This window comes from Weissella sp. DD23 (assembly GCF_001579105.1).
Classification (GTDB): Bacteria; Bacillota; Bacilli; order Lactobacillales; family Lactobacillaceae; genus Weissella; species Weissella cibaria.
Genome location: NZ_KQ970390.1, coordinates 15,993 through 18,678, shown reverse-complemented (window position 1 = coordinate 18,678; position 2,686 = coordinate 15,993). Strand labels below are relative to the sequence as shown.

3 protein-coding genes are annotated in these 2,686 nt (G+C 46.5%); all 3 read right to left on the bottom strand.

What is annotated here, in order from left to right:
• Positions 1-146 (bottom strand): diacylglycerol kinase family protein (locus WEIDD23_RS14090; RefSeq protein ID WP_347474441.1); only part of this gene is annotated, 146 nt, incomplete at its 3' end.
• 103 nt (positions 147-249) lie between these two features.
• Positions 250-1,695 (bottom strand): Asp-tRNA(Asn)/Glu-tRNA(Gln) amidotransferase subunit GatB, encoded by a 1,446-nt coding sequence (gatB, locus tag WEIDD23_RS00080; protein ID WP_010370382.1) that lies wholly within the window; start codon positions 1,693-1,695, stop codon positions 250-252.
• Positions 1,695-2,686: amidase family protein (locus WEIDD23_RS00075; RefSeq protein WP_242865339.1), on the bottom strand; the 992-nt coding region annotated here is incomplete at its 5' end. The genes gatB and WEIDD23_RS00075, both read right to left, overlap by 1 nt.

Sequence of the window (2,686 nt, the reverse complement as noted above, 5' to 3'; positions counted from 1 at the left end):
TTTAACGCTGAATTAGGCTCAGGCGTTGTAGCAAACGCACTGGTTTCATAACCAGCTTGTTCATAAACATTTAAAATATCAACCAAATCACGACGAATCGCCTCACGCCCAGAGGTTGGGTTATAAATGATACGTGCACGCTTCATAGCTGTGTTTCTCCTCTTAGAAATAATTATATGTACTGCCCGGTATAGAGTTTCCTACACCGAGCCTAAAGTTAGCTTTACAACAGAGTGTTGCTTGCGCTTCTTATTCGGGCTTACGAGCTTGCAAACCAGCCATCAACAATTCGTTAACAACATTTGGATTTGCATTACCCTTAGTTTCCTTCATGATCTTACCAACCAAGAAGCCAACCGCACGGTCCTTACCATTGTGGAAGTCAATGATTGATTGCTCATTGTCATCCAAAATACCGTCAATAATTGGCGTCAAAACAGCTGGATCAGACAATTGCTTCAAGCCATTGGCCTCAACGTATTCGACAGGGTCTTCACCTTGCGTAATCGCTGCAAAGACCTTCTTAGCCATCTTCGTTGAAATCGTACCGTCATCAATCAACTTAATCATGCCGGCCAAGTGTGCTGGTGTCAAAGCAGTCTCTTCCAAATCAACTTGCTTCTCGTTCAAGTACGCGTTGACATCACCCATCAAGTAGTTAGCTGAACGCTTTGGATCGGCACCTTCTGCAACGGTTGCGTCGAAGAAGTTTGCCATCGCCAATGTTTGCGTCAAAACTTCTGAGTCATAGACTTCCAAACCAAGTTCATCAACATAGCGCGCCTTACGTTCAGTTGCTGATTCTGGCAACTTCGCACGGACTTCTGCAATCCATTCGTCAGTCACATGGACTGGTGTCAAATCAGGTTCTGGGAAGTAACGATAATCATCAGCCGTTTCCTTCTCACGCATCAAGATTGTCTCACCAGTTGCTTCATCAAAGCGACGTGTTTGTTGCTTGATTGTGCCACCAGCCATGTAAATCTTAGCGTGACGATCTTCTTCGAACGCCAATGCCTTACGCACATAGTTGAATGAGTTCAAGTTCTTCAACTCGACCTTTGTACCGTATTCCTTAGAACCGACTGGGCGAATTGAGATGTTGGCGTCGACACGCATTGACCCTTCTTGCATCTTAACGTCTGAGATACCCGTAAATTGGATGGCTTGACGCAAAGCTTCAAGGTAGGCGTAGGCCTCGTCTGGTGATGAAATATCAGGGGCTCCAACGATTTCAATCAATGGTGTTCCTTGACGGTTCAAGTCAACATATGAGTAGCCATCCGTCCCGTGGGTGTTCTTACCAGCATCTTCTTCAACGTGCAGTTCCGTGATACCCACACGCTTCTTCTCACCCTCAAACTCGATCTCCAACCAACCATTACGGCCGATTGGTTCTTGTTGTTGTGTGATTTGGTATGCCTTAGGGTTATCTGGGTAGAAGTAATTCTTACGGTCCCAGTGCAAATCACGTGTAACCTCAGCATTCAAAGCCAAAGCGGCCATCATACCGTATTCCAACGCACCCTTATTTGCTTGTGGCAAAACACCAGGGTAACCCCAATCAATGACATTTGTATTTGCGTTAGGCTCAGCACCATATTGTACAGGTGATGGTGACATTGCCTTTGAGTTTGTCTTCAACTCAACGTGGACTTCAAGACCAATCGTCGTTTCAAAATTCGGCACAGCCATTACTTGTTACCCCCCGGTACTTGTTCGAACAAACGTGTTGCTTGCTCATAAGCGTAGGCAGCACGGTAAATTGTCTCTTCTTGGAAGCGGTTTGCAATAAATTGCATGCCAACTGGCAAACCGTTAACAAAACCAGCTGGTACTGACATTCCTGGCAAACCAGCCATGTTAACTGGAATTGTCAAAACGTCATTCATGTAAGTGACTTCAGGATCATCCTCATTGGCACCAAAGTTGTAAGCAACATTTGGCGTCGTTGGTGCGATAATCAAATCGTACTTCGCAAACACATTTTGGAAGTCTTCGTTCATCAACGTACGCACTTGCGCAGCCTTCTTAAAGAAGGCATCGTAAGTACCGGCTGACAATGAATACGTTCCCAACATGATACGGCGCTTCACTTCGTCACCGAAACCTTGTGAACGCGTTTGGACATACAAGTCATCCAAGTTCTTCACACCTTCTGGACGGAAGCCGTAGCGAATACCATCGAAACGTTGCAAGTTTGACGATGCTTCAGCTGAACCCAAAATGTAGTAAGCTGCCACGCCGTACTTGGTGTGTGGCAATGACACTTCTTCGACTTCTGCGCCGAGCTCTTGCAACTTAGCAATACCAGCCTTGATTGTGGCCTTAACATCGGCATTGATACCAGCTCCAAAGTATTCCGTTGGCACCGCAATCTTCAAGCCCTTGATATCACCCGTCAAGTTCGCTGTGAAATCAGGCACCGCAATATCTGATGATGTTTGATCCTTCTCATCTTGTCCAGCCATCGCTGACAAAACGCGAGCGTTGTCCTTAACCGTGCGGGTGAAGACCCCTACTTGGTCCAATGATGACGCAAAGGCGATAACACCCCAACGTGATACACGACCGTAAGTTGGCTTCATACCAACGATACCGTTAAAGGCCGCTGGTTGACGGATTGAACCACCCGTGTCAGTTCCCAATGCAAATGGCACTTGACCAGCTGCAACGGCAACGGCAG

Coding starts and splice junctions, on each gene's coding strand:
- gatB (WP_010370382.1), bottom strand. CDS start 1,695: ATGGCTGTGCCGAATTTTGAAACGACGATTGGTCTTGAAGTCCACGTT.